The 22,778-nt window shown below is 64.3% G+C and carries 19 protein-coding genes; 5 read left to right on the top strand and 14 right to left on the bottom strand.

What is annotated here, in order from left to right:
• Positions 1-171: 171 nt before the first annotated feature.
• Positions 172-1,056, bottom strand: a complete 885-nt coding sequence (locus ASG57_RS26470) for a LysR family transcriptional regulator (RefSeq protein WP_024340596.1) — start codon at positions 1,054-1,056, stop codon at positions 172-174.
• A 120-nt stretch (positions 1,057-1,176) separates the two neighbouring features.
• On the opposite strand from ASG57_RS26470, the gene ASG57_RS26475 reads away from it, so the two are divergent.
• Positions 1,177-1,806, top strand: a complete 630-nt coding sequence (locus ASG57_RS26475; protein ID WP_024340595.1) for a pyridoxamine 5'-phosphate oxidase family protein — start codon at positions 1,177-1,179, stop codon at positions 1,804-1,806.
• 46 nt (positions 1,807-1,852) lie between these two features.
• On the opposite strand, the gene ASG57_RS26480 is transcribed toward ASG57_RS26475, so the two are convergent.
• The 3 genes from ASG57_RS26480 to ASG57_RS26490 are packed head-to-tail and all read right to left on the bottom strand — an operon-like array spanning position 1,853 to position 5,397.
• Positions 1,853-2,584: an ABC transporter ATP-binding protein gene (locus tag ASG57_RS26480; protein WP_024340594.1), complete on the bottom strand. Its 732-nt coding sequence runs from the start codon at positions 2,582-2,584 to the stop codon at positions 1,853-1,855.
• Positions 2,581-4,350: a branched-chain amino acid ABC transporter ATP-binding protein/permease gene (locus ASG57_RS37130; RefSeq protein ID WP_024340593.1), complete on the bottom strand. Its 1,770-nt coding sequence runs from the start codon at positions 4,348-4,350 to the stop codon at positions 2,581-2,583. Before ASG57_RS37130 ends, ASG57_RS26480 begins: the two co-directional genes overlap by 4 nt.
• A 6-nt stretch (positions 4,351-4,356) precedes the next feature.
• On the bottom strand, positions 4,357-5,397 hold the full coding sequence (locus ASG57_RS26490; protein ID WP_024340592.1) for a branched-chain amino acid ABC transporter permease: 1,041 nt from the start codon (positions 5,395-5,397) through the stop codon (positions 4,357-4,359).
• Between the two features lie 174 nt (positions 5,398-5,571).
• Between ASG57_RS26490 and ASG57_RS26495 the strand changes: the two genes are divergently transcribed.
• A complete protein-coding gene (locus tag ASG57_RS26495) occupies positions 5,572-6,090 on the top strand; it encodes a MarR family winged helix-turn-helix transcriptional regulator (RefSeq protein ID WP_024340591.1) in 519 nt (172 codons plus the stop codon).
• A 57-nt stretch (positions 6,091-6,147) separates the two neighbouring features.
• Here ASG57_RS26495 and ASG57_RS26500 read toward each other — a convergent pair whose 3' ends face one another.
• The 10 genes from ASG57_RS26500 to ASG57_RS26545 all read right to left on the bottom strand — a co-directional run bounded on the left by ASG57_RS26500 (position 6,148) and on the right by ASG57_RS26545 (position 17,494).
• Positions 6,148-7,431 carry a glycerate kinase type-2 family protein gene (locus tag ASG57_RS26500; protein ID WP_024340590.1) on the bottom strand — a complete coding sequence of 428 codons (1,284 nt, stop codon included), beginning with the start codon at positions 7,429-7,431 and terminating at the stop codon, positions 6,148-6,150.
• A gap of 194 nt (positions 7,432-7,625) precedes the next feature.
• Positions 7,626-8,855 carry an ABC transporter substrate-binding protein gene (locus tag ASG57_RS26505; RefSeq protein ID WP_024340589.1) on the bottom strand — a complete coding sequence of 410 codons (1,230 nt, stop codon included), beginning with the start codon at positions 8,853-8,855 and terminating at the stop codon, positions 7,626-7,628.
• 178 nt (positions 8,856-9,033) lie between these two features.
• Positions 9,034-10,263, bottom strand: coding sequence for an ABC transporter substrate-binding protein (locus tag ASG57_RS26510; RefSeq protein WP_024340588.1), 1,230 nt, complete (start codon positions 10,261-10,263; stop codon positions 9,034-9,036).
• Positions 10,264-10,520: 257 nt separating this feature from the next.
• Complete coding sequence (locus ASG57_RS26515; RefSeq protein ID WP_057198246.1) at positions 10,521-11,747, bottom strand: ABC transporter substrate-binding protein; 1,227 nt, start codon at positions 11,745-11,747, stop codon at positions 10,521-10,523.
• Between the two features lie 117 nt (positions 11,748-11,864).
• A complete protein-coding gene (locus tag ASG57_RS26520; protein WP_024340586.1) occupies positions 11,865-13,100 on the bottom strand; it encodes an ABC transporter substrate-binding protein in 1,236 nt (411 codons plus the stop codon).
• A 39-nt stretch (positions 13,101-13,139) separates the two neighbouring features.
• Positions 13,140-14,159: a branched-chain amino acid ABC transporter permease gene (locus ASG57_RS26525; RefSeq protein WP_024340585.1), complete on the bottom strand. Its 1,020-nt coding sequence runs from the start codon at positions 14,157-14,159 to the stop codon at positions 13,140-13,142.
• 2 nt (positions 14,160-14,161) lie between these two features.
• Complete coding sequence (locus tag ASG57_RS26530; protein ID WP_024340584.1) at positions 14,162-15,040, bottom strand: branched-chain amino acid ABC transporter permease; 879 nt, start codon at positions 15,038-15,040, stop codon at positions 14,162-14,164.
• A 13-nt stretch (positions 15,041-15,053) separates the two neighbouring features.
• Positions 15,054-15,767, bottom strand: coding sequence for an ABC transporter ATP-binding protein (locus ASG57_RS26535; protein WP_024340583.1), 714 nt, complete (start codon positions 15,765-15,767; stop codon positions 15,054-15,056).
• Entirely contained in the window at positions 15,764-16,561 is a 798-nt protein-coding gene (locus tag ASG57_RS26540; RefSeq protein ID WP_024340582.1) for an ABC transporter ATP-binding protein, read from the bottom strand. The genes ASG57_RS26535 and ASG57_RS26540 overlap by 4 nt, the downstream gene beginning before the upstream one ends.
• A 66-nt stretch (positions 16,562-16,627) precedes the next feature.
• On the bottom strand, positions 16,628-17,494 hold the full coding sequence (locus ASG57_RS26545) for an IclR family transcriptional regulator (RefSeq protein WP_024340581.1): 867 nt from the start codon (positions 17,492-17,494) through the stop codon (positions 16,628-16,630).
• A gap of 131 nt (positions 17,495-17,625) precedes the next feature.
• Between ASG57_RS26545 and ASG57_RS26550 the strand changes: the two genes are divergently transcribed.
• From ASG57_RS26550 to ASG57_RS26560, 3 genes are all read left to right on the top strand, one after another.
• The gene (locus tag ASG57_RS26550; RefSeq protein WP_024340580.1) at positions 17,626-19,722 is read left to right on the top strand and encodes a 3-hydroxyacyl-CoA dehydrogenase NAD-binding domain-containing protein; all 2,097 of its coding nucleotides are present in this window, start codon (positions 17,626-17,628) and stop codon (positions 19,720-19,722) included.
• Positions 19,723-19,888: 166 nt separating this feature from the next.
• The gene (gene pimA / locus ASG57_RS26555) at positions 19,889-21,571 is read left to right on the top strand and encodes a dicarboxylate--CoA ligase PimA (RefSeq protein ID WP_057198248.1); all 1,683 of its coding nucleotides are present in this window, start codon (positions 19,889-19,891) and stop codon (positions 21,569-21,571) included.
• A complete protein-coding gene (locus ASG57_RS26560; protein ID WP_024340578.1) occupies positions 21,568-22,755 on the top strand; it encodes an acetyl-CoA C-acyltransferase in 1,188 nt (395 codons plus the stop codon). Before pimA ends, ASG57_RS26560 begins: the two co-directional genes overlap by 4 nt.
• The last annotated feature ends 23 nt before the right edge of the window (positions 22,756-22,778 follow it).

Below are 22,778 nucleotides of genomic sequence, written 5' to 3' on the forward strand. Positions count from 1 at the left end.
GTACTCTTCAGTAAACGACCGACGTGCACGTTCCATTCAACACCTCCAGGCTCAACGAGCCTACTACAGGTGTCCACTCATTCGGAGGAAGTTCAGACATCCCTCGTCTTCGGGCCTGCACGTGTGGAGGCGCGTGGATGGCCGGAACAAGCCCGGCCACGACGGCAACCGTCACCCAAACCTCCAGTCCGTCGTCTCCACCACGAGATCGATGAACGCGCGCACCTTGGCGGAGAGCAGGCGCGAGGTCGGATAAACGATATGGATCGGCAGCGCCGGCTGTTCGTAATTCGCGAGCACGATCCTAAGCCGTCCGCGCTTCAGGCCCTCGGCGGCCTGGTACGCCAGCACGCGGGTCACGCCGCCGCCGGCTTCGGCATATTGCAGCGCCGCGTCGGCACTGTTGCTGGTAAAGCGCGGGCTCGGTGTTACTTCGATATCGCGGCCGTCTTGCAGGAAGCGCCACTCGGACCAGGGGCCGAACTGGATCGTCTGGTGCTCGCATAGAGCGTCCGGCGTCTTCGGCTCGCCATGGCGCTTGAGATAGCCGGGTGCGGCCACCACGATCCGCCGCATCTGCCCCACCTGACGCGCAACGAGCGAGGAATCGGCGAGATGGCCGATCCGCACCGCGACATCGACGGCGTCCTCCACCAGGTTGACGAGATGGTCGGAGAGCCGCAATTCGCAGGTAACCTCGGGGTAACGCTTGAGATAGGCGGTCATGACCGGTCCGACATGCAGCCGGCCGAAGCCGACCGGCGCCGACACCACCAACCGTCCGCTCGGCCGGTTGCGTTCTTGGCGCGCCGAGCCGTCGGCCTCCTCGACGTCGGCCAGGATGCGCCGGGCGCGTTCCAGGTAGCGGGTGCCGACGTCGGTCAACCGCACCTGCCGGGTGGTCCGCTGCAACAGCCGCGCGCCGAGATGCTCCTCCAGGCCTGCGATCATCCGCGTCACCGCCGAAGGCGACAGCCGCAGCTTGCGCGCCGCCGGCGCAAAGCCGCGCAGATCGGCCACGGTGACGAAGACGTGCATGGCTTCGAGGCGGTCCATGGCATTATTGCATATAGCGCAATGATGAAGTGTCAAGTGGTGAGATTGTTTTATGCGCTCGTGGGTCCATCTTAGCTGCCACAGACGCAGGAATGCGCCGGAATTTCAGGAGACGTTCCGATGACGACAGCAGCCCACGCCTTTGCGAGTGACATCGCCTTCTCACCGGCGGTGAAGGCAATCCAGGCGCGAAAAGGCTCGCGCGAAGCCTATGCTCGCAGCGAGCAGCGCGGCTGGCGCACCGAGGTCGACGATAACCTCGCAGCCTTTCTGGCGGACGCCAACAGCATCTATTTCGCAACGGCCGCGGCGGACGGCCAGCCCTATATCCAGCACCGCGGCGGTCCGAAAGGGTTTCTCAAGGTGTTGGACAAGCAGACGCTCGCCTTTGCCGACTATGCCGGCAACCAGCAGTTCATCACCCAAGGCAATCTGTCGGAGAATCCCAGGGCGTATATCTTCGTGATGGACTACGCCCATCGCCGTCGCGTGAAGATCTGGGGCGACGCGCGCATCGTCGAGGACGATGAGGCGCTCACGACGTCGCTGATGCCGAAAGGCTACCGTGCGCGACCCGAGCAGGTAATTCTGTTCAAGATCGTGGCCTGGGACACCAACTGCCCGCAGCACATCCCGCAGAAGTTCGATGCCGCAGACGTGGCGGCGGCGCTGGCGGCGAGAGATGCGAGGATCGCGGAGCTGGAGGCTGAGGTGGCGGCGCTGAAGGGGGCGAAGGCGGCAACTTCGTAAGCACGCGGCTCGCTTACTCTCCCCCCGAGGGGGAGGGTAAGAAGAGTTAGACTGCACTCTCGCCTTCGTGCTGGAAGCCGAGATAGCTCGCCGCCACCCGTTCGTTCGCCGCGATGTCGCTGGCCTTGCCGCTGAGCACGAACTCGCCGAGCTCCATCACATAGGCCTGGTCTGCGATCTTGAGCGCAGCCTGCGCGTTCTGCTCGACCAGCAGCACGGAGACGCCGGCGGCGCGCAGTTCGGTGACGATCCGGAAGATGTCGGCGACGATGATCGGGGCAAGGCCGAGGCTCGGCTCGTCCAGCATCAGGAGCTTCGGCTCCCCCATCAGCGCGCGGCCCATCGCGAGCATCTGCTGCTCGCCGCCGGAGAGTGTGCCGGCGAGCTGCTTGCGGCGCTCCTTCAGCCGTGGGAACAGCGCGTAGACGCGTTCCATCGAGGCTTTGGCCTTGCTCCGCTCGATCCGGAAGGCTCCCAGCTCGAGGTTGTCCTCGACATTCATCGTCACGAACAACTCGCGGTGCTCGGGGACGAGACCGAGGCCCATCGCGACGCGGTCCTCGATGTCGAGCTGGGCGAGATCCTGGCCGGCAAAGGCGACGCGGCCCTTCAGCGGCAGAATGCCCATGATGGCGGAGAGCAGCGTGGTCTTGCCGGCGCCGTTGGCGCCGACAATCGTGACGATCTCGTTGGTGCCGACCTCGAGCGAGACCGAGCGCACGGCTTCGACCTTGCCATAGGCGACGTGGGCGTCGGATACGGACAACAGTGCGCTCATGCCGCCACTCCGAGATAGGCCTTGATCACTTCGGGGTTGGTCTTGATCGTGGCGGGCGTGCCTTCCGCGATCTTGGTGCCGAAATCGAGCACCACGATGCGGTCGGCGAGGTTCATGACGAAGCTCATGTCGTGCTCGACCAGCAGCACGCTCATGCCGCCGTCGCGCAAGTCACGCAGCAGCGTTGCGAGCCGCTGCTTCTCCATGTGACGGAGGCCCGCGGCCGGCTCGTCGAGCAACAGCAACATCGGATCCACACACAGCGCGCGGGCGATCTCGACGATGCGCTGCTGGCCGAGCGAGAGGCTGCCGGCGAGCTGATGCATCTGCTCGGTGAGCCCGACGCGTTCGATCTGGCGCGCGGCTTCGGCGAGCAGCCTGGCCTCGTCAGCGCGGTCGAGCCGCAACATCGAGGCGACAGGGCCGGAATGGCCGCGCAGATGCGCGCCGATCGCGACGTTCTCCAGCACGGTCATGTCGGGCACGAGCTTGACGTGCTGGAAGGTCCTGCTGATGCCGAGCTTGACGATCTCCTGCGGCGGCGCGTTGTCGACCTTCTTGCCGAGCACCGAGATCGAGCCCGAGGTTGCCGACAGCACGCCCGTGATCAGGTTGAATGTGGTGCTCTTGCCGGCGCCGTTCGGGCCGATCAGCGCGACGATCTCGCGGGCCTGGACGTCGAACGACACGTTGTTGACCGCCACCACGCCGCCGAACTGCTTGCGTGCTTTCTCGACCTGGAGCAGCACGCCGGACTCGGCAGCCGCGCGGGCGCGATGTTCCAGCTTCAGCGAGGTGTCGGGCTTCTTGCCACCGGTGCGCTCCGGGAAGAACGACATCAGCCAGGGCCAGAGGCCGCCGGGCGCGAACTGAAGCAGCGCCACCAGCATGATGCCGAACACGATGGTCTCGACCTGGCCGGAGCCGGGCAGGATCAGCGGCAGATAGCTTTGCAGCGCCTCTTTCAGGATCACGACGATCGCCGCGCCCAGCACGCCGCCCCAGACATAGCCGGCGCCGCCCACCACCGCGATGAAGAGATATTCGATGCCCATATGCGCGCCGAACGGCGTCGGGTTCACCGCGCGCTGCAGGTGGGCATAGAGCCAGCCCGAAAGACCGGCGAGCACGGCGGCATGGATGAACACCAGGAGCTTTGCGCGCGGCGTGTGCACGCCGAAGGCTTCCGCCGCAATGTGGCCGCGCCTGAGCGCGCGGATGGCGCGGCCGGTGCGGGAGTCCAGCAGGTTGATCGTCAGCAGCGCCGAAACGATCACGGCGATCCAGATCGCGTAGTAGATCGAGCCGGGCGAGAGCATCTTGAGCGAGCCGATCGACAGCGGCGGGATCGCCGAGATGCCGTCGTTCCTCCCCAGGAACTCCAGCTTGCTGAAGAGATAGAACAGACCCAGCCCCCAGGCGATCGTGCCGAGCGGCAGATAATGGCCGGAGAGGCGGACGGTGATCAGCCCGAGCAGCACCGCGAACAGGCCGCTGACCAGGAGCGACAGCGGCAGGGTCAGCCACGGCGATACGCCGTAGGCCGTCGACAGCACCGCTGTGGTGTAGGCGCCGAAGCCGACAAAGGCCGCCTGCCCGAAGGAGGTCAGGCCGCCGACGCCGGTCAGCAGCACGAGGCCCATCGCGACCAGCGCGGCAAGGCCGATATTGTCGAGCAGCACGATCCAGAACGGGGGAATGCCCGGGATGAACGGGATCGCCGCCATGACCGCTGCGAAGACGAGAATGGGAAGCCGGCCTTGCATCGCGCGTCAGTCCTTCTCTTCCTCGACCGCGGGCGCGGCGAGCGAGCGCAGCAGCAGCACGGGGATCAGCAACATGAAGACGATCACCTCCTTGTAGTTGGAGGCATAGAAGGACGAGAACGCCTCGACGATGCCGACGACCAGCGCCGCGACGGCGGTGAGGGGATAGCTGACCAGGCCGCCGATGATCGCCGCGACGAAGCCCTTCAGGCCGATCAGGAAGCCGCTGTCGTAATAGAGCGTCGTGATCGGCACGATCAGGATGCCGGACAGTGCGCCGATGACGGACGCCAGCAGAAAGGCGATCTGCCCCGACAACGTGGTACGGATGCCGGCGAGCCGCGCGCCGAGCCGGTTAACGGCAGTCGCGCGCAGCGCCTTGCCGTAGAGCGTGAGGCCGAAGAACAGCCAGAGTCCGACGATGAAGGCGATGGTGATGGCGTAGACGGTGATGCTCTGCCCGGTGAAGCGCAGCGCGCCGGCGGTGAAGGCGCCGGACAGCAAGGCCGGTCCGCGCTGGCCTTCGGCGCCGAAGAACAACAGGCCAAGCCCCTGCAGCGCAAGATGGACGCCGACGGACGCAATCAGCAGCACCAGCACGGAGGTGTGCGCCAGCGGCTGGAAGGCGATGCGGTAGATGTACAGGCCGATCATGGCCACGATCACCAGCGAAAGCGCGATGCAGATCGCCACCGGCGGCTTCTGCGCGGCGAAGTAAAGGGTCAGCGCCAGCACGATGGCCGGCAGCGCGATGTTGGTGATGAGGCCGCGCACGATCAGCCGCCCATGCAGCGCCTTGCGCGCCTCGAACAGGTCGAAGGCGAAGGCGCCGATGCCCAGCGCAAGCGCGAGCTTTGCCGTGCCCGGCATCTGTCCGGCCGCCAGCGAGGCATAGGTCAGCGCGCCGTAGGTGACGAATTCGCCCTGGGGAATGAGGATCACGCGGGTGACGGCGAACACCAGCACCAGCGCCAGGCCGAGCAGCGCATAGATGGCGCCATTGGTGATGCCGTCCTGCACCAGGAACAGCATGATGGTGGTATTCAAGACCGGACGCTCCCCCTAATCCGGACCGGTCCTCGCGATTACGGTGGACGGTCCGCTCACAGCCATTGAAAATCGCTGACGATATTTGATATGGTCCATAACAATTATCAAATATAACATCAAGGGTGGGGAACGACCCGTCCCGGAATTTAGCGGGATTACGAGCACGAGGCGATGACCGTTTCCAAAACCGCTGAAAAGTCCTCCGAAAAAGCGGCCGACGCCAAGGGCCGCAAGGATGCGGGCGACGTCCACGCCGAAGCCCTCCAGCTCGGCGAACTCTCCGAGCAGCTCGGCTACGTCCTGAAGCGGGCGCAGCTCAAAGTGTTCGAGAACTTCTTGCGCTGCATGGCCTCGCTCCAGCTGACGCCGGCGCAGTTTTCGGTGCTGCTCCTGGTCGAGAAGAATCCCGGCCGTAACCAGACCGAGATCGCCTCCACGCTCGGCATTCTCAGGCCGAACTTCGTGGCCATGCTCGACAATCTGGAGAGCCGCGACCTTTGCGCGCGGATCCGGTCAACCAACGACCGCCGCTCCCACATCCTGGTCTTGACCGACAAGGGCAAGGCCGTACTGGCCCGCGCCAAGAAGCTCGTCGCCACCAAGCACGAGGCCCGGCTGAACGATCTGCTCGGCCAGGCCAACCGCGAAGCCCTGATCGGGATGCTCGCGAAGATCGCCAACGAGTTTTGAGGCGGGCTGTCACCTCCCGTCGTTGCTCGCAGTGACGCGGTGAGATTGAGGCGCGCCTCAATCCACCAAGATCACCCTGATGTCGTTCACGTTGGTCAGTGTCGGCCCCGGCGTGAGCAGATCGCCTGTCGCCTCGAAGAACGCGGTCGCGTCGTTGTCGTCGAGATAGGCCTGCGGCTGCAGCCCCTGCGCCTTCATCTTCGCGAACGTCGTCGCGTCTATCAATGCGCCGGCGGGGTCGGTGGGGTTGCCGGCACCGCCGTCGGCGCCGTCGGTGTCGCCGGCCAGCGCCGCGATGCCCGCCGTGTCCTGCAACAGGCCGGCGAGTGCCAGCGCGTATTCCTGGTTCGGTCCGCCGCGCCCGTTGCCGCGCACGGTCACCGTGAGCTCGCCGCCGGAGAGGATCGCGATGCGCTTGCCCTGCGCGCGGGCCTGAAGCGCCAGCCTGGCGTGATCGGCGGCGACCTCGCGCGCCTCGCCCTCGAGATCGGCACCGAGGTCGATCGTCTCGTAACCGGCTTCGCGTGCGAGCTTCACAGCCGCCGCGAGCGATTGCCTGGGCCGCGCGATCAGCTCGAAATGCGCGTGCGCAAAGGCCGTGTCGCCGGGCTTGCAGCTCTCGTTGGCGGGATCGTCGAGCGCGCGGCGCACGGCCTCGTCGATGTCGAGCTTGTACTTCGCGACGATGGCGCGTGCATCCGCCAGCGTGGTCGGATCCGGTACGGTGGGGCCGGAGGCGATCGCGGAAGGATCGTCGTGCGGCACGTCGGAGATCGCAAGCGTGACGATCTCGGCGGCGTTCCTGCCGGCGCGCGCGAGACGGCCGCCCTTGATGCGCGACAGATGCTTCCTGACGATGTTCATCTCGCCGATCGGCGCGCCCGACCGCAGCAGCGCCCTGTTCACCGCCTGCTTCTGCGCAAAGCTGACGCCGTCCACCGGCGCGATCCAGTTTGCCGAGCCGCCGCCGGTGAGCAGCACCAGCAGCAGATCGTCAGGACCGGCCTCGCCCGCCAGTGCGAGCGTATCGGCCGCGCCCTTCAGGCCGGCTTCGTCGGGCACGGGATGGCCGGCCTCGACCACACGGATGCGGCGCGTCGGCACGCCATAGCCGTGGCGCGTGGTGGCGATGCCGACCAGCCGCTCCGGCGCCAGCCCCTGCGCGTCGAGATAATGCCGCTCGGCCGCCGCGGCCATGGCACCGGCGCCCTTGCCGGCGGCGAGACAGATCACGCGTCCCTTGGGCGCGGCACGCAGATGCGGTGCGAGGATTGTGTTCGGATGGGCGGCGGCCACGGCGGCGCCATAGAGCGCGCGGAGCAGAGGGCGGCGGTCGGTCATGGACGATGGCCTTGAGCAGACTGAAGCGGCGGCGATGAGGTTGTCGTCATCTGCCTACCGCATCGCGCGGCAAAGCGTAAGCTGCCTCTTGTGCACCATTTGGACCGCTGCAATCGCGTGGTCGGAGACCCGCAAGCAAAAATCCCCTGCGCGGCCGGCGCAGGGGATTTCTCGTCATGTGTTCAGGGCGCCGGCTAGCCGCCGGCTTCGGCGTTGATCACATCGCCGAACAGCTCCCATCGCTCGCCCTTGAAGCGTTGCAGCTGCAGCGAGCTGATCGGGGCGAAGTCGGTCGGCGACGTGTTGATCTTGATGCCGGGCAGCAGCACCTCGGTACGGAAGTCCTTCAGGCTTGCGGCCTGCTTCATCACGTTCGCGCGCGTGAGGTCGTCGCCGCAGTTCTTCAGCACCTGGACCAGCGTCTGCGCGACGCCGTAGCCGACGACCGTGCCGCCGTCGGTCTTGTCGCCTTCGGGGAAGTATTTGGTCATGAAGTCGAGGAACGCCTTCATGCCCGCATCATTGGCCCATTGCGCGTCGGTGGTGTCCTTTAAGTAAGCCGCCGAGATGATGCCCTGCGCGTTATCGAACCCTGCCGGCTTGATCACGCTTCCGACCGAGGCGGAGACGTTGTTGAGGAAGTGGATCGGCTTCCAGCCGATCTCGGCATTCTTCTTGATCGCCTGCGCCGCGAACTTCGGCGTGGTGATGTTGATGAAGACGTCGGCGCCCGTCGCCTTGAGCTTGACGATGTGATTGTCGATGGTCGGCTCCGACGTCTCGTAGCTTTCTTCCAGCACGATCATGCTTGCGGCCTTGGCGCCGAGGCCGTCCTTCAGGCCCTTCAGGTAATCCTTGCCGTAATCGTCGTTCTGGTAGAGCACGCCGATCTTGGCGTTGGGCAGCTCCTTCAGGATGTACTTGGCGTAGATCTGTGTCTCGCTCTGGTAGTTGGGCTGCCAGCCCATCGTCCAGGGAAAGTTCTGCGGATCGTTCCACTTGGTGGCGCCGGTGGCGACGAAAAGCTGCGGCACCTTCTTCGAGTTCATGTATTTCTGGATCGCCGAGTTCGGCGGCGTGCCGAGCGAGTTGAAGATGAACAGCACCTCGTCGCTCTCGACCAGCTTGCGGGCCTGCTCGACCGTCTTCGGCGGCGAGTACGCATCGTCATAGGAGATGAAATTGATCTTGCGGCCGTTGATGCCGCCCTCGTCGTTGATCTTCTTGAAATAGGCGGCCTCGGTCCGCCCGATGATGCCATAGGCGGAGGCTGGTCCGCTGTAGGGCATGATGTTGCCGATCTTGATCTCGGTGTCGGTCGCGCCGCTATCGTATTTCTTCTGGGCCGATGCAGTTGATGTCGAAGTCGCAATGAGCGCGAGCGCCAATGATGCGGCCGCAAGCTTGCCGGTAACAGCAGGCATTCCAATCTCCCTAATCTTCTTGGTGTGTGCGTCCCTTTTCTTGGCTTGATTGTTTTTGGCGACGCGGCTGCAATTCAATACGATTTGCCGGAAAGCTTCAAGGAAAACCCCTGCGGCAAAGCCGCAGGGGCTGCGTCTTTAGTCGATTGGACCCGACATCTTTAGCGACTGGTTAAGATCAGCCGCCGACGTCGCCGCTCAGAACCTCGCCGAATCGCTCCCAATGCTCGCCCTTGAAGCGGATCAACTGGAGCTGCGAGAGGGGGGCGAAATCGGTGGCCGAGGTGTTGACCTTGACGCCCGGCAACAGGCCTGCCGGCTCGAAATCCTTGATGCTGGCGGCCTGCTTCATGATGTTCTCGCGCGTCAGATTGTCACCGCAGGCCTTGAGCACGTGAACGAGGCCTTGGCTGACGATGTAGCCGTACATGACCGAAGCGTCGGCTCGGTTCGCCTCCGGATAGTACTTATCCAGGAATTCGTTCCAGGCGATCATCGCCGGATCGTTCTTCCATTGCGCGTCGGTCGGATCCTTGAAGTATTGTGACGAGATGATGCCCTGGGCGTTCTCGAAGCCGGCCGGCTTGATCACGCTGCCGATCGAGCCCGAGACGTTGTTGAGGAAATGCAGCGGCTTCCAGCCGAGCTCGGCGTTCTTCTTGATCGCCTGCGCCGCGAATTTCGGCGTGGTGATGTTCATGAACACGTCGGCGCCGGTGGCCTTCAGTCTCACGATGTGCGAGTCGATGGTCGGCTCGGAGACCTCATAGCTGTCCTCGATCACGATCATCGAGGCCGCCTTGGCGCCGAGGCCGTCCTTGAAGCCCTTCAGATAGTCCTTGCCGTAGTCGTCGTTCTGGTAGAGCACCGCGATCTTGGCGTCCGGCTTGTTCTTCAGGATGTACTTGGCGTAGATGATGGTCTCGCTCTGGTAGTTGGGCTGCCAGCCCATCGTCCACGGGAAGTTCTGCGGATCGTTCCACTTGGTGGCGCCGGTGGCGACGAACAGCTGCGGCACCTTCTTCTGGTTCATGTATTTCTGGATCGCCGAGTTTGGCGGCGTGCCGAGCGAGTTGAAGATCAGCAGCACCTCGTCGCTCTCGACCAGCTTGCGCGCCTGCTCCACGGTCTTCGGCGGCGAATAGGCATCGTCATAGGTCACGAAGTTGATCTTGCGGCCGTTGACGCCGCCTTCTGCGTTGACCTTGCGGAAAAAGGCCTCCTCGGTCTTGCCGATCACGCCGTAGGCGGAGGCCGGTCCGCTGTAGGGCATGATGTTGCCGATCTTGATTTCGGTGTCGGATGCGCCGGTGTCGTATTTCTTCTGGGCGGACGCTGTCGTGGAAACGGCGACAGCCAGCACGAGGGCAGCCGAGAAGGCCCCCAATCGCACACGTATTGCAGGCATCTTGATCTCCCTAGGTCGGTTTGAATGTGTCGTGTTCTTGATTGGGAGCGATCGTTGCGCGCCGCTCCGACACGCATTGAATACCCTTCTCAGGCGCCCAGCAAGCAAAACACCCCGCCGGCGCCGTCGCAGCGAGCTGTTTCTTTGTCGTGAGGCCGTCGAATATTCCGGCGCGCGAGAAGAGGCGCACCTCCTTCAATGGCGCAAAAGTTGTTCTGCGGGTTGTTAGCTATTTCGAATTGCGTCCTTGCGCGGCTTCAATGGCCGATCTCGCTCGAGATGACATCGCCGAACAGCTCCCATTTCCGGCCCTTGAACCGCATCATCTGCAGCTGCTCGATCGGGGCGAAGTCGTCCGGCGCGGTATTGATCTTGATGCCGGGCAGCAGCGTATCGGGCTCGAAGTCCTTCAGGCTTGCGGCCTGCCTCATGACGTTCTCGCGGGTGAGATCGTCGCCGCACATCTGCAGGACCTTCATCATGGTCTGCGCGGCGGCATAGCCGTACACCACGCCGGCATCCAGCTTGTTGGCCTTGGGTTCGTACTGCGCGAGGAAACTGTAGAACTTCTTCATGCCCTCATCGGCATTCCACTGCGGGTCGGAGCCGTCCTTCATGTACGTCGCCGACAGGATGCCTTGCGAAATCTCGACGCCGGCCGGCTCCAGCACGCCTCCGACCGATGCCGAGACGTTGGAGATGATGTGCATCGGATGCCAGTTGATCTCCGCCGCCTTCTTGATTCCCTGCGCGGCGAATTTCTGGCTGGTGAAACTGATGAAGATGTCGGCGCCGGCCGCCTTCAGCTTCACGACCCGCTCGTCGATTGCGGGCTCGGAAGTGTCGTAGGCTTCTTCCCGCACGATCATCGAAGCCTTGGCGCCGAGGCCCTCCTTCAACCCCTTTAGATAGTCTTTGCCGAAATCGTCGTTCTGGTAGAGCACGCCGATCTTTCCGCCTGGCTTCTCCTTCATGATGTACTTGGCATAGATGCGCGCCTCGCTGGCGTAGTTCGGCTGCCAGCCCATGGTCCAGGGATATTGCTTGGGATCGTTCCATTTCGACGCGCCGCTCGCCACGAACAATTGCGGCACCTTCTTCTCGTTCATGTACTTGCGGATGGCGCCATTGGTGGAGGTGCCGAGCGAGCCGAAGATCAAGAGCACGCCGTCGCTCTCGACCAGCTTGCGCGCCTGCTCGACCGTCTTCGGCGGCGTATAGGCGTCGTCATAAGAGGTGAACTTGATCTTGCGGCCGTTGATGCCGCCCTCGGCATTGACTTTGTTGAAATAGGCCGCCTCGGTCCTGCCGATCGAGGCGTAGCCGGAAGCCGGGCCGCTATAGGGCATGATGTTACCGATCTTGATCTCGGTATCGGAAGCGCCGCTGTCGTATTTCTTCTGCGCCAGCACCTCGCTGCTCATTGCAGTGCACAGGGCGAGAGCGACCCAGAGGAACGCAACCTGGGAACGAACGCCGACCATTGCTCTCCTGCCCTGGAATGGATCGGTCGCATTGAACAAGATTGACGCCGGTCGTCAACAAAAAGCCCCCGCGGTCGCCCGCGGGGGCTCTTGGCATTGGACCATTCCGTCAGCGTGTCACTGGGAGGCGATGTCGCCGCTGATGATCTCCCCGAACAGTTCCCACCTCTCGCCCTTGAAGCGCATCATCTGAAGCTGCGCAATCGGGGCGAAGTCGGTCGGGTTGGTGTTGATCTTGACGCCGGGCAGCAGGGTGTCCGGCGCGAAGTCCTTCAGGCTCGCGGCCTGCTTCATGAGGTTGGCGCGGGTGAGATCGTCACCGCACATTTCCAGCACCTTGGCGAGGGTCGACGCGGCGCCGTAGCCATAGACCATGCTGGTGTCGGACTTGTCGGCACCCGGCATGTACTTGTCGACGAACTCGTGCCACCTCTTCATGCCGGGATCGTTGGCCCACTGCGGGTCGGTGGAGTCCTTGGCATAGGCAGCCGACAACACGCCCTGCGCGTTCTCGAAACCGGCCGGCTTCATCACGCTGCCGACCGAGATCGACACGTTGGTGAGGATCTGGAGCGGCTTCCAGTTGAGCTCGGCGGTCTTCTTGATGGTCTGGGCCGCGAACTTCGGCGTGGTGTAGATCAGGAGCACGTCGGGATTGGCGGCCTTGATCTTGACGATGTGGCCGTCGATCGACGGCTCGGAAATCTCGTAGCTCTCCTCCATGATGATCATGGAGGCGGCCTTGGCGCCGAGACCGTCCTTGGTGCCCTTGAGGTAGTCTTTGCCGAAATCGTCGTTCTGGTAGAGGATCGCGACCTTGGCGTCGGGCTTCTCCTTCATCAGCCACTTTGCGTAGATCTGCGCTTCGCTCTGGTAGGAGGGCTGCCAGCCCATGGTCCAGGGGAAGTTCTTCGGATCGTTCCACTTGGTCGCGCCGGTGGCCACGAAGAGCTGCGGGATCTTCTTGGCGTTGAGGTACTTCTGAATCGCCGTGTTCGAGGGCGTGCCGAGCGGATTGAAGACGGCCAGCACCTCGTCGCTTTCGACCAGCTTGCGAACCTGCTCGACGGCCTTGGGCGGCGAATAGCCGTCGTCATAGGTGACGAAATTGATCTTGCGGCCGTTGATGCCGCCCTTGTCGTTGATCATCCTGAAATAGGCTTCTTCGGTCTTGCCGATGATGCCATAGGCCGACGCCGGACCGCTGTACGGCATGATGTTGCCGATCTTGATCTCGGTATCACTTGCGCCGGTGTCGTATTTTTTTTGGGCGAGTGCAGCGCCGGAGGTGAGAGTGACGGCCGCCGTTGCCGTTACAAGCGCGGCGGCTCGCAGTGTTTTTTCGAAAAGCAATTGGGTCTCCTTCTTGAATGAACGCCTGGGTGACAGTCTTCAGTTCTTTCTGAGTTTGCCAACGAGCTGCTGGCCGAAGATCGCAACCTGCCTTGCGCCATGCGGCACGAGATAGATGACGAGGAACAGCAGCACGCCGAACACCGCGCCGGAGAGGCCCTTGGAGATGCTCTCCGCCATGTTGGGCACGAAGATGATGAAGGCCGCGCCGACGAACGAGCCGGGCAGCCAGCCGACCCCGCCGACGACCATGCCGAGGAACAGCGAGATCGCCAGCGTGATGGTGTAGCTGTCGGGCGCGACGAATTGCACGGCGATGGCGCCGAGCGAGCCGGCGACGCCGGTGATGCCGGCGGATACGCCGAACGCCAGTGTCTTGTAGAGCGCGACGTTGACGCCCATCGAGGAGGCCGCGATCTCGTTGTCGCGGATCGCCATGAAGGCGCGGCCGGAGCGGGAGCGCAGCAGGTTCACCGAGAAGATGTAGATCGCGACCGTCACCGCGAGGGTGAAATAGTACAGCCACATGTCCTGCGACATCGGCAGGCCGAACGGCGCGTCCGGCTTGGTGACGACGAGGCCCTGCACGCCGCCGGTCCAGTGCTCGAGGAAGTTCAGCTTGAGCAACTGCGGCATCGCGGTCGCGAGCGCGAAGGTCGCGAGCGCGAGATAGATGCCCGACAGCCGCAGCGCCGGCTTGCCGAACAGGTAACCGAATCCGAAGCAGATCACGGCGGACACCGGAATGGTCAGGGCGTAGTTGATGTTGGCGTGCTCCATCAGCACCGCCGAGGTGTAGGCGCCGACGGCGTAGAACGCACTCTGCCCGAGCGAGAACTGGCCGGAGCCGCCGGTCAGGATGTTCAACGCCAGCACGGCGAGCCCGTAGATCAGGAGCATCGTCATCTGGAAGATGATGAAGTTCTTGACGAACATCGGCACGACCAGCAGCGCCGCAAGCACCACGAGCGAGGTGCCGGTGCCCAGCGTCATGGCCCGCTTCGGAACCGCCTCGACCGCCTCGTGGCCCTCGGCAATGGCTTCTTCTGCTGCGCTCATGATCAAACTCGCTTGACGATTTGCCGGCCGAACAGGCCAGCGGGTTTGACGACCAGGACGGAAACGATCAGCGCGAGCGCGATCGGGAGTTTCAACTCGTTGCCGACGCCGGGAATGTAGGTGCCGGCGAGGTTCTCGAAAACACCGACAAGGAAGCCGCCGACCACGGCGCCGAACGGGCTGCTCAGTCCGCCGAGCACCGCGGCGGCGAAGCCGTAGATCAGCACGCCGCCCATCATGTTGGGCTCGAGGAACACCACAGGAGCGATCAGCATGCCGGCGATCGAGCCGATCGCAGTCGCCATGCCCCAGCCGAGCGCGATCATCCAGCTCGTGTTGATGCCGACGAGGCGGGCCGATTCAGGCACCGACGCGGCAGCGCGCATCGCAAGGCCGATCCGCGTGTACTGGAAGAAGAAATAGAGCGCGAGCAGCAGCGCCACGGTGACGCCGATCATGCCGGCCTGGTGCGTCGAGATCAGCTGGCTGCCGAGAAACGGTGCGGATCCGAACGGGGTCGGATACTGCTTGATCGTGAAGTCCCAGATCAGGCCGGCCGAGGAGTTGATGATTGCAAACAGCGCGATGAAGCCCGCGACGTTGGTCAGCACCGGTGCCTTCGCGAGCGGCTTGAACAGGATGCGCTCGATCGCGATGCCGGCGACGAAGGAGAACGCCAGCGTCATCAGGAAGGCGGCCCAATAGGATACGCCCCACTGCATCAGCTGCCAGGAGATGAAGGTCGAGAACATCGCCATCTCTCCTTGCGCGAAGTTGAGATGGTCGATGGCCTGATAGATCATGACGACGGCCAAGGCCATGCAGGCATAGATCGCGCCCGTGGCGATGCCGGCCAGGACCTGGTTGGTGAAAAGCTCCATTGCCCCGGCTCCCTCAGTAACCCAGATAGGATTTGCGGATTTCTTCGTTGTTCGCGATGTCCTTGGCGTTGCCCGACATCACGATGCGTCCGGTCTCGATCACATAGGCCTGGTCGGCGAGCTCGAGCGCGAGCTGGGCGTTCTGCTCGACCACGAGGATCGACACCTTGTCCTCGCGGTTGATCTTCCCGAGGATGCCGAACAGGTCGCGCACGACGAGCGGCGCGAGGCCGAAGGACGGCTCGTCGAGCAGCATCAGCCGCGGCCGCAGCATCAGGGCGCGGGCGACCGCGAGCATCTGCTGCTCGCCGCCGGAGAGCGTGCCGGCCTGCTGGGTGTGGCGCTGCTTCAGGACCGGGAAATGCGCATACATGCGCTCGATGTCGGAGACGATGCCTGCGCTGTCCTTGCGGGTGATCGCCCCCAGCTGAAGGTTCTCCTCGACGGTCATGTTGGTGAAGGTGCCACGGCCCTGCGGCACGTGGGCGATGCCGAACCGCACGATGCTCTCGGTGGAGCGGTTGTTCAGCGGCTTGCCTTCGAACTCGACTCCGCCCGTGGAACGCACCATGTTGCAGATCGCGCGCAGCGTGGTGGTCTTGCCGGCGCCGTTGGCACCCAGCAGCGTCGTCAGCGAGCCCTCGTTGAGCGAGAACGACAGGCCGTGGAGCGCCTGGACCTGGCCGTAATAGGCGCGCAGGTCCTTGACGTTGAGCAGTGGCGTCATTGATCTTTGCTCCCGAGATAGGCCTTGATGACGTCGGGGTCCGCCTGCACCTGGGCGGGAGTGCCTTCCGCGAGCTTCTTGCCGAAATTCAGCGCGACGACGTGGTCGGCGATCGACATCACGAGGCCCATGTGATGCTCGACCAGCAGCACGGTCATATGGCGCTCGCTGCGGATTTTGCGGATGAGGTCGCCGAGCACGTAGACTTCCTCGTGGTTGAGGCCGCCGGCCGGCTCGTCGAGCAGCAGGATCTTCGGATCCGCTGCCAGCGCGCGCGCCAGCTCGACGCGCTTCTGCGTGCCGAACGGCAGGCCGGACACGACGGTGTGGGCGACATCCTCGAGGCCGAGGTAGGCGAGGATCTCCTGCACCTTCCTGTTGATGCTGGTCTCGCTGCGCCGGACCCAGGCAAGCCTCAAGGAGTCGCTGATGATGTCACTGGAGGTCTTCGCATGCGCGCCGACGCGGACGTTGTCCATCACCGACAGGTTCGGAAACAGCGCCACGTTCTGGAACGTGCGGCCGATGCCGATCTCGGCGATCCGGTGCGGCGGCCGCGACAGGATGCTCACGCCGTCCATCAGGATGTCGCCGGACGACGGCTGATACAGTCGCGAGAGACAATTGAAGAGCGTCGTCTTGCCGGCACCGTTGGGGCCGATCAAGCCGAGGATCTGGCCCTTGTGCATGTCGAAGGACACGCCGTTGAGCGCGACGATGCCGCCAAACACGACGCTGACGTCGCGAACGGCGAGCAGGGGCGATGCCCCCTGCGCGAGTTGAGCCTGCGTCATCTCGTCTCGCTCAAGTCGTTCAGTGAGCGATGGGGCGATGCGAACCGCTCCCGATGATGACAAACGCTATCTGATCCCCTCAGCCACACGCGCAACTTTCCCTCCTGATTTCAGCTTTTTGCTGATGTCTTTTTTTGAATGCGGCATCAAACCCCCGAGCGCCGCTTCGATGTTCCTTACCATCGCTACGAGACGCGGTCCAATGTCGTTGATCAAACGCTCTTCCGTGAAGCGGAATGCCGGCGCGCCGCAATTGAATGCGTAAGGGCCGGTTCCGTCATTAAGCCTGAGTGCGACCCCGGCGGCGCCGATGTCGTCGTGCCAGTCGCCGACCGAAATCGCGAAACCGTACTTCGCGACAGTCTCGCCGGAACGTTCCAATCCGTCGCGCATCTTCGGCCAGCGGCTGCCGTAATGTTCGCGCAGGATGCGCGACACTTCGGCGCGATCCGCGTCGTCGAGCGCCCAGAAATAGGCGCGGCCCATCGCGCTGGTTGCAATGGGCACGCGCGAGCCGACGTCAAGTTGAACGCCGACCGTCTCACTGCCGCGGCTCTGCCCGAAATAGATCATGCTGTGACGGTCGCGGCCGCCAACGGCGACGGCGCCGCCGGTCGCGCGCATAACTTCCTCGCGAAACGGCTCGGACAAATGCCGAACGCCGAGGTTGGCCAGCGCCGCGTAACCCAGCGACATCGCGGCCGGTGCGAGCTGGTACTTCTCGAAGCGGGGAACCGGCGTCAGATAACCGAGCTTGGTCAATGTGTAGGTCAGCCGCGACACGGTTGGCTTGGGCAGATTGGTGCGGGCCGCAATCTCCTGATTACCGAGAAGGCCGTCATTGGGGTGGAACGCGCGCAATACATCCAGTCCGCGGGAAAGCGCGACGACGAAATTCCGATCGGTCGCAGTCTTCTTTCCTGTACGCTTCATCCCTGATCTGCTTCTTGCGCGGAGTCGTTGACAACGTCCGTGCTTCAAAATAACCCTGCCGTCAAGATGCGGAATTAAATTCCGCAGCGCGAAATCGACAAAAGTATATAACCCTACCAAGGAGGGACACCGTGAGCGAAGTGGTTAAGCTTGAGCGTCATGACGAAGTCGGGATCGTCACGGTCGACAGCCCTCCGGTCAACGCGCTGAGTGCCGCAGTGCGCGGCGGCATCCTCGAGTGCATCAAGGCTGCCGTCGCCGATCCCGCCATCAAGGGCATCGTCCTGACCTGCGGCGGCCGCACCTTCATTGCCGGCGCCGACATCACTGAATTCGGCAAGCCGCCGAAGCCGCCCGCCCTCAACGACGTGCTGTCCGAGATCGAGAATTCGCCGAAGCCGGTCGTTGCCGCGATCCACGGCACTGCCCTCGGCGGCGGTCTGGAGGTCGCGCTCGCCTGTCATTTCCGCGTCGCGGTGAAGGAGGCCAAGCTCGGTCTGCCCGAGGTGAAGCTCGGCCTGCTGCCGGGCGCCGGGGGCACGCAGCGCCTGCCCCGTGCGGTCGGTCCCGAACTCGCGGTCAAGATGATCGTCGGCGGCGACCCCATCGGTGCGGCGGAAGCGCTGAAGAACGGCTTGATCGAGGAGATCGTGGAAGGTCCGGCCTCCGGCGGCGAAGCCTTCGTGCGCAAGATTCTCGCGGAGAAGCGTCCGCTGCGGCGCCTGCGCGACGACGATTCCAAGCTCGCGGCCGCCAAGGCCGACCGCTCGATCTTCACCAATGCCGTCGCCGCCATGACCAAGAAGTCGCGTGGCCTGGAGGCGCCGTTCGCCGCAGCCGATGCCGTCGGCTACGCCATTGACCTACCTTTTGACGAAGGCCTGAAGAAGGAGCGCGAGGGCTTCCTCAAGCTCGTCACCAGCGACCAGTCCAAGGCGCAGCGCTACGCCTTCTTCGCCGAGCGCGAGGCCAACAAGATCGCGGGGGTGCCTGAAGGCACCAAGCCGCGCCCCGTCAATCGCGTCGCGATCCTTGGCGCCGGCACCATGGGCGGCGGCATTGCGATGTCCTTTGCCAATGCCGGCATTCCCGTCACCCTGATCGAGACGGGCGAGGAGCAGCTCAAGCGCGGCATGGGCGTGATGCAGAAGAACTGGGAGGCGACCGCCGCGCGCGGCGGCATTCCGGCCGATGCACCCGCCAAGCGCATGGCGCTGATCGACGGCAAGGTCGGCATTGAGAATGTCGGCGATGCCGACCTCGTGATCGAGGCGGTGTTCGAGACCATGGCGGTGAAGAAGGAAGTGTTCGCCAAGCTCGACCAGTACGCCAAGCAAGGCGCGGTGCTCGCTTCCAACACCTCGTATCTCAACATCGACGAGATCGCGAAGTCGACCAAGCGTCCGCAGGACGTGCTCGGCATGCACTTCTTCTCGCCGGCCAACGTCATGAAGCTGTGCGAGATCGTGCGCGCGGACAAGACCGCGCCGGATGCGCTCGTCACGGCGGTGACGATCGCACGCAAGATCGCCAAGGTGCCGGCCGTTGTCGGTGTCTGCGACGGCTTCGTCGGCAACCGCATGCTCGCCCAGCGCGGCAAGCAGGCCGAGAAGCTGCTGTTTGAAGGCGCGCTGCCGCAGCAGGTCGACGCCGTCGTCACCAAGTTCGGCATGCCGATGGGCCCGTTCGCGATGGGCGATCTCGCCGGACTCGACATCGGCTGGCGCTCGCGCAAGGACCGCGGGATCAAGTCGGAGATCGCGGACGCGCTGTGCGAAGCCGGCCGTTTCGGCCAGAAGACCGGCAAGGGCTACTACAAGTACGAAGCCGGCTCTCGCGCGCCGCTGCCCGACCCCGAGGTCGAGAAGCTGATCGACGAGACGCTGCTGCGCCTCGGGCGCAAGAAGCGCGTCGTCAGCGACGAGGAGATCCTCGAGCGCATGATGTATCCGATGATCAACGAGGGCGCGAAGATCCTCGAAGAGGGCATCGCCGCGCGCCCGTCCGACATCGACGTGGTCTGGCTCTACGGCTATGGCTGGCCGATCTACCGCGGTGGCCCGATGTTCTGGGCAGACAGCGTCGGCCTCAAGCACATCGCCGATCGCCTGTCGTTCTACGCCAAGGAGACCAACGACCCCAGCCTCGAGCCTGCGCCGCTGCTGAAGAAGCTCGCGGCGGAGGGCAAGACCTTCGCCTCGCTGGCGGCGACATCGAAGGCGGCGTGATGGGGGCTTGCACTCTCGGCGTCATTCTCCGTTGCGCCATTGCGCAACGGAGGTGGCCCGCAGGGCCGGGCCTGGAATCCATTTCGCCTTTGCGTGCGCTGCCTGATGGATTCCGGGTTTGATGCTTCGCATCGCCCCGGAATGACGACCGATTGTGATGCAGAGAATGACCCATCCCGGCGAACAGTTTTACCCCGAGGGCGTGCGTTGGGACGACGCAATCGTCCAGGGCACGCTCCCTGACCTCTTGTCGAAAGCTGCCGCCGAGTACGGCCCGCGCACCGCGCTGGAATTCCGCGATCGTCCGATCACCTATGCCGAGCTTGCCGCGATGGCCGAGCGCGCGGCTGCGGCGTTCCTGCGCGCCGGTTGCGGCAAGAACTCTTCCGTCGCGCTGTTCCTCGGCAACACGCCGGACCATCCCGTCAATTTCTTCGGCGCGCTCAAGGCCGGCGCCCGCGTCGCGCATCTGTCGCCGCTCGACGGCGAGATCGCGCTGACCCACAAGGTCTCCGATTCAGGCTCGCGCCTGCTCGTCACCTCGAACCTCCAGGCGCTGCTGCCGACCGCGCTGAAATTCCTGGAGAAGGGGCTGATCGATCGTCTCGTCGTCTGCGAGGACGATCATTGGGGCAGGATCGGCACGCCGCAGGCGGCGATCCCCGATGATCCCCGCATCGTGACCTTCAAGGCCTTCGTCGAGGGCGCCGCCGCGCCGGCGGAATGGCCGCAAGTCACGGCCCACGACGTCGCGCTGCTGCAATATACCGGCGGCACCACCGGCCTGCCCAAGGGCGCGATGCTGACCCACGGCAATCTCACCTCCGCCGTCTCGATCTACGACGTCTGGGGCAAGCCATCGCGCGCCGCGCGCGGTGAGGTCATTGAACGCGTGATCTGCGTGCTGCCGCTGTTCCACATCTACGCGCTGACCGTCGTGCTCCTGTCCTCGCTCAGCCGCGGCCATCTGATCTCGCTGCACCAGCGCTTCGACGTCGAAGCTGTCATGCGCGACATTGAAATCAAGCGCGCCACGTATTTTCCCGGCGTGCCGACCATGTGGATCGCGATCGCCGCGCTGCCGGACCTCGACAAGCGCGACTTCTCTTCCCTCGCCACGATCGGCTCCGGCGGCGCGCCGCTGCCGGTGGAGATCGCGAGCTTCTTCGAACGCAAGGTCGGCAAGAAGCTCAAGAGCGGCTGGGGCATGACCGAGACCTGCTCGCCCGGCACCGGCCATCCGCCCACGGGGCCGGACAAGCCCGGCTCGATCGGCCTGATGCTGCCAGGCATCGAGCTCGACGTCGTCGCACTCGACAATCCGACAAAGGTGCTGCCGCCAGGCGAAGTCGGCGAGATCCGCATCAAGGGGCCGAACGTCACCAGGGGCTACTGGAACAAGCCGGAAGGATCGGCGGACGCGTTCATCGACGGCCGCTTCCTCACCGGCGACATCGGCTACATGGATGAAGACGGCTATTTCTTCCTCGTCGACCGCAAGAAGGACATGATCATCTCCGGCGGCTTCAACGTTTATCCGCAGATGATCGAGCAGGCGATCTACACCATTCCCGGCGTGCACGAGGTCATCGTGCTCGGCATCCCCGACCAGTATCGGGGCGAGGCCGCAAAGGCCTTCATCAAGCTGAGGCCCGACGCAAGGCCGTTCTCGCTCGACGAGCTGCGCGCGCAGCTCAATGGCAAGCTCGGCAAGCACGAACTGCCGGCGGCGGTCGAGTTCGTCGACGATCTGCCGCGCACGCCGGTCGGAAAATTGTCGCGGCACGAATTGCGCCAGCAGCAGAAACCATCACAATCCAGCAAAACCGCATCAGGAGTTCGTTCTTGACAGACGCCGTCATCGTTTCCACCGCCCGCACCCCGATCGGCAAGGCCTATCGCGGCGCGCTCAATGCCACCGAGGGCGCGACCCTGCTCGGCCACGCCATCGGCGAAGCCGTCGCACGTGCCAAGATCGATCCGAAGGAGGTCGAGGACGTCGTGATGGGCGCAGCGCTCCAGCAGGGCGCGACCGGCGGCAACATCGCCCGCAAGGCGCTGCTCCGCGCCGGCCTGCCCGTCACCGTCGCGGGCACCACGATCGACCGGCAATGCGCCTCGGGCCTGCAGGCGATCGCGCTCGCCGCGCGCTCGGTGATCTTCGACGGCGTCGAGATCGCGGTCGGCGGCGGCGGCGAGTCGATCAGCCTCGTGCAGAACGACAAGATGAACGGCTTCCACGCCCAGGATCCGGCGCTGCTCAAGATCAAGGGCGAGGTCTACATGCCCATGATCGACACCGCCGAGGTCGTCGCCAAGCGCTACGGCATCTCGCGCGAACGCCAGGACGAATATTCGCTGGAGAGCCAGCGCCGCACGGCCGCTGCGCAGCAGGGCGGCAGGTTCAAGGACGAGATCGCGCCGATCACCACGCAGATGGCGGTCACCGACAAGGCCAGCGGCGCCGTGTCGATGAAGGAGATCACGCTGTCGCAGGACGAAGGTCCGCGCCCCGAGACCACCATCGAAGGCCTCGCCGGCCTCAAGCCCGTGCGCGGCGAAGGCTTCACCATCACCGCCGGCAATGCCAGCCAGCTCTCCGACGGCGCCAGCGCCAGCGTGATCATGAGCGACAAGGAAGCCTCGAAGCGCGGCCTCAAGCCGCTCGGCATCTTCCGCGGCTTCGTCTCCGCGGGCTGCGAGCCGGACGAGATGGGCATCGGCCCGGTCTTCGCCGTGCCGCGCCTGCTCAAGCGCCACGGTCTCACCGTGGACGACATCGGTCTCTGGGAATTGAACGAAGCCTTCGCGGTGCAGGTGCTGTATTGCCGCGACAAGCTCGGCATCGACCCGGACAAGATCAACGTCGACGGCGGCGCGATCTCGGTCGGCCACCCCTACGGCATGTCGGGCGCGCGCCTCACCGGCCATGCCCTGATCGAAGGCCGCCGCCGCAAGGCCAAGTACGCGGTCGTCACCATGTGCGTCGGCGGCGGCATGGGCGCGGCGGGGCTGTTCGAGGTGCTGCAGTAGTGGGCTCCGTCGCTCCGGGCATT

The sequence above is a fragment of the Bradyrhizobium sp. Leaf396 genome (assembly GCF_001424605.1).
Classification (GTDB): domain Bacteria; phylum Pseudomonadota; class Alphaproteobacteria; order Rhizobiales; family Xanthobacteraceae; genus Bradyrhizobium; species Bradyrhizobium japonicum_C.

What these genes read in the sequence shown, in the direction of transcription:
- ASG57_RS26470 (WP_024340596.1), bottom strand. Translation starts at nt 1,056, where the DNA reads ATGGACCGCCTCGAAGCCATGCACGTCTTCGTCACCGTGGCCGATCTG.
- ASG57_RS26475 (WP_024340595.1), top strand. Translation starts at nt 1,177, where the DNA reads ATGACGACAGCAGCCCACGCCTTTGCGAGTGACATCGCCTTCTCACCG.
- ASG57_RS26480 (WP_024340594.1), bottom strand. Translation starts at nt 2,584, where the DNA reads ATGAGCGCACTGTTGTCCGTATCCGACGCCCACGTCGCCTATGGCAAG.
- ASG57_RS37130 (WP_024340593.1), bottom strand. Translation starts at nt 4,350, where the DNA reads ATGCAAGGCCGGCTTCCCATTCTCGTCTTCGCAGCGGTCATGGCGGCG.
- ASG57_RS26495 (WP_024340591.1), top strand. Translation starts at nt 5,572, where the DNA reads ATGACCGTTTCCAAAACCGCTGAAAAGTCCTCCGAAAAAGCGGCCGAC.
- ASG57_RS26500 (WP_024340590.1), bottom strand. Translation starts at nt 7,431, where the DNA reads ATGACCGACCGCCGCCCTCTGCTCCGCGCGCTCTATGGCGCCGCCGTG.
- ASG57_RS26505 (WP_024340589.1), bottom strand. Translation starts at nt 8,855, where the DNA reads ATGCCTGCTGTTACCGGCAAGCTTGCGGCCGCATCATTGGCGCTCGCG.
- ASG57_RS26510 (WP_024340588.1), bottom strand. Translation starts at nt 10,263, where the DNA reads ATGCCTGCAATACGTGTGCGATTGGGGGCCTTCTCGGCTGCCCTCGTG.
- ASG57_RS26515 (WP_057198246.1), bottom strand. Translation starts at nt 11,747, where the DNA reads ATGGTCGGCGTTCGTTCCCAGGTTGCGTTCCTCTGGGTCGCTCTCGCC.
- ASG57_RS26525 (WP_024340585.1), bottom strand. Translation starts at nt 14,159, where the DNA reads ATGAGCGCAGCAGAAGAAGCCATTGCCGAGGGCCACGAGGCGGTCGAG.
- ASG57_RS26530 (WP_024340584.1), bottom strand. Translation starts at nt 15,040, where the DNA reads ATGGAGCTTTTCACCAACCAGGTCCTGGCCGGCATCGCCACGGGCGCG.
- ASG57_RS26535 (WP_024340583.1), bottom strand. Translation starts at nt 15,767, where the DNA reads ATGACGCCACTGCTCAACGTCAAGGACCTGCGCGCCTATTACGGCCAG.
- ASG57_RS26540 (WP_024340582.1), bottom strand. Translation starts at nt 16,561, where the DNA reads ATGACGCAGGCTCAACTCGCGCAGGGGGCATCGCCCCTGCTCGCCGTT.
- ASG57_RS26545 (WP_024340581.1), bottom strand. Translation starts at nt 17,494, where the DNA reads ATGAAGCGTACAGGAAAGAAGACTGCGACCGATCGGAATTTCGTCGTC.
- pimA (WP_057198248.1), top strand. Translation starts at nt 19,889, where the DNA reads ATGACCCATCCCGGCGAACAGTTTTACCCCGAGGGCGTGCGTTGGGAC.